This window comes from Kitasatospora sp. NPDC093558, from assembly GCF_040683475.1.
In the GTDB taxonomy this organism is placed as follows: Bacteria; Actinomycetota; Actinomycetes; order Streptomycetales; family Streptomycetaceae; genus Kitasatospora.
Window position 1 is genome coordinate 1 of record NZ_JBFBDY010000623.1, and the last position, 3639, is coordinate 3639.

At 74.0% G+C, this 3639-nt stretch carries 2 protein-coding genes; both read left to right on the forward strand.

Translation table 11 applies throughout. From position 1 onward, the window contains the following. The coding region (locus tag AB0O00_RS32675; RefSeq protein WP_363657979.1) for an amino acid adenylation domain-containing protein at positions 1 to 1839 on the forward strand (1839 nt) is incomplete at its 5' end. 473 nt (positions 1840 to 2312) lie between these two features. Continuing rightward, on the forward strand, positions 2313 to 3639 hold a 1327-nt coding region (locus AB0O00_RS32680; protein WP_363657981.1), incomplete at its 3' end, for a transcriptional regulator.

The following is a 3639-nucleotide window of genomic DNA, read 5'->3' on the forward strand; positions in this document are numbered from 1 at the left end:
CCCGCGCCCGTCCGGCCGGGAGCCGGGGCCGCGCTCGCCGTGGCCCCCGCCACCGCCCCGGCGCCCTCGCCCGAGCGGATCGGCGCGTTCACCGCGACGCCCGTCCGCGTCGCCGACGCCGCCGCGCACCACGAACTGCTCGCCCTGATCGACGGCGACGCGCTCCGGCTCGACTACGACACCGGCCTGTTCGACGAGGACGCCGCCACCGCCTTCGCTCACCGCCTGCTCGCCGTCCTCACCGCCCTGCTCGACGACCGCCCCCTGCACGCCGTCACCGCCCTCGCCGAGCACGAGCGCGCCGAGGTCCACGCGTGGTCGCGCGGTGCGCACCTCCCGTTCGAGGACACCTGTCTGCACACCCTCGTCGAGCGGCACGCCGCACGCACGCCGGACGCGATCGCGGTCGTTTGCGGCGACGTGGAATTGACGTTTCATCAATTCGACGAGCGGGCGAACAAATTGGCCGCGCTGCTGCACGGAAACGGCATCGGCCCGGGTTCCTTGGTCGCCCTCCCGGCCGGGCGCTGCGCCGATTCCGTCGTCGCGATGCTCGCCGTGCTGAAAGCGGGCGCGGCCTACCTCCCGTTCGAACCGACCCACCCCGAGGAGCGGCTGCGGCACGTCCTGCGCGACTCGGGCGCCCACGCACTCGTCGCCGACGAGCACCCGCTGCCCGGTCTCCCGGTGCCGCTGCTGCGCCCCGCCGACGCCGCCGCGCTGCCCGCCCGCGCCCCCGCGGTGCGGGTGACCCCCGACGACACCGCGTACGTCATCTACACCTCCGGCTCGACCGGCGCGCCGAAGGGCATCGCCGTCCACCACCGGGCGATCGTCGCCTCCACCGCCGCCCGGGCCGCCGCCGGGCCCGCCCCGGGCCGGGACCTGGTGCTGCCGCCGCTGTGCTTCGACGGCGCGGCGGGCGGCATGTTCTGGGCGCTCGCCAACGGCGGCGCCGTCGTCCTGCCGACCGAGACCGAGGCGCACGACCCGCTCGCCCTGCGCGGCCTGCTGGAGCGCGCCGGCATCACCCACGTCCACGCCGTGCCCTCGCACTACCGGATCGTCCTGCAGGTCGCGGACGCGCCGGTGCTGGCGCGGCTCGCGATGGTCGCGGTCGGCGGGGAGCCGCTCACCGCGGACCTCGTCGCCGAGCACCTGCGCCGGCGCCCCGGCGCGCGGCTGTTCAACGACTACGGGCCCACCGAGTGCGCCGTATGGGCCACCACGCACCGGTGCGGGCCCGCCGAGGCGTCCGGCGCGGCGATCCCGATCGGCCGCCCGGTGCCCAACTACCGCGCCCACGTGCTCGACGCGCGGCTGCGGCCGGTGCCGCCCGGGGTGCCGGGGGAGATCTTCCTGGGCGGGCCCGGCGTGGCCCTCGGCTACCACGGCCGGCCCGGCCTCACCGCCGAGCGCTTCCTGCCGGACCCGTTCGAGCCCGGCGGCCGGCTCTACCGCACGGGGGACCGCGGCCGGTGGTCGCCCGACGGCCGGCTGCTCATCCTCGGGCGGGTCGACCACCAGGTGAAGGTGCGCGGGTACCGGATCGAGCTGGGCGAGGTCGAGGCGGCGGTGCTGCGGCACCCGACGGTCGCCGAGTGCGCCGTCCGGCTGCACGGCGAAGGCGCGGCCGAGCGGCTGGTGGCGTTCGTCGCGCTGCGGCCCGGTGCCGCGGCGGGGAGCGCCGCCGGGCTGCGCCGGGCGCTCGCCGAGGCGCTGCCCGCGCCGATGCGGCCCGACCGCATCGTGCTGCTCCCCGCGCTGCCCCGGACCCCGGGCGGGAAGATCGACTCACAGGCCCTCCGGAGCACGGCGGTTTCGGGCACGCGGAATTGACACTCGGCCGATTCGAACAAACACGCGCAAGCGGCTTCACAAGTCACCATGTGAAGGTAAAGTGACGGACTAGGAGCGACAAAGCGCCTGGTCTCACGACCAGCGCCCTACCCAACCCCCCACGGCTTCATGCATCGACCGCTCGGCCATCCCGAACCCCCGTCAGCTGGCCAGGAGCGGAAGGTCGGCCGCGAACTTGGGTATGGACATGACAGCTCGGCCTCTCCTAAGATCCCCTTTCGGCCCCGTATCTCTTCGCCCCGTGGAGGATTGGCTCGCCGATGCAGAAAAAGGGACTCCCCCCGATGTCCGGCCATTTCGCCGACGACAGCAGGACCGATCAGCACAATGTCCGCACCATATCCCGCGACATTTCCCGCACCATATCGTTCCGAATTCTCGGACCCTTACAAGTCGTCATCGACGGAAAAACCGTCCGGGTCGGCCGCAACCGCCAGCTGACCGTCCTGGCCGTGCTCCTGCTCAACGCCAACAAGATCGTCCCGGTCAGTTCGCTGATCGACGCGGTGTGGCGCGCCGAACCCCCGGCCACCGCCGACAAGCAGATCCAGACCTGCGTCTGGCGGCTGCGCAACGCCTTCGCCGCCGCCGGCGCCCCGGTCGACCTCATCGAGACCGAGCAGGGCGGCTACCGCATCCGGCTCGGCGACGAGGACCTCGACGCCGACGCGTTCGAACACACCGTCCGGCGTGCCCGCGACCTCGCCGCGGCCGGCGAGCTGGAGCACGCCGCCACCGAGTACCAGAGCGCCCTCGCCCTCTTCCGCGGCCAGCCGCTGGCCGACCTCTCGGGGCCGCTCACGTACACCGTGGCCGCGCACTGGGAGGAGCGCCGCTTCTCCGTCCTGGAGGAGTGGCTGGACGTCGGGCTCGCGCTCGGCCGGCACGCCGAGCTGATCAGCGAACTCAAGCCCCTGGTCGCCGAGTTCCCGATGCGCGAGCGGCTCTGCGCCCAGCTGATGACGGCGCTCTACCAGTCCCAGCGCCGGGCCGAGGCCCTCGCCGTCTACCGCACCAGCCGGCACGCGCTGATCTCCAAGCTCGGCCTCGAACCCGGCGCCCGGCTCCAGGAGCTCCACCAGCAGATCCTCGCCGGCGAGGGCGTGGCGCCCCCGGCGACCGCCCGCCGCACCCCGCGGCCCGACAAGACCCCGGCCCAACTGCCCCCCAGGGTCACCGACTTCGCCGGACGCAGCGACATCGCCGAACGGATCGGCTGGGACCTGCGGGCCACCGGCACGCCCCGGGTGATCGCCCTGGTCGGCTGCGCCGGGGCCGGCAAGACCGCGCTCGCGGTGCACGTCGGGCACGGCCTCCAGCAGCACTTCCCCGACGGCCAGCTCTACGCCGACCTGCGCGGCCAGTCCGATCCGGTGCCCCCGCAGGAGGTCCTGCGCGGATTCCTCGACGGCCTCGGCGTCCCCGAACAGCGGATCCCCGCCGGACTCGCCGCCCGCGCCGCGCTGTTCCGCAGCGTCACCGCCTCCAAGCGCCTGCTCATCGTGCTCGACGACGTCGCCGAGACCACCCGCTACGAGACCCTGCTGCCCAGCGGCGAGAGCGCGGTGCTGTGCACCGGCCGCACCAGCCTGCTCAAGATCCCCGGACTCACCGAGTACTGCCTCGACGGCCTGCCCGGCAACGAGGCGGTGGACCTGCTCGCCTCGCTCGTCGGGGTCGAGCGGGTCTTCGCCGAGGTCGACAGCGCCCGGCAGATCGTCGACCTGTGCGGCCGCCTGCTGCTTCAGTACAGCGACCTTCTCGGTAGGGGGAGTCTGC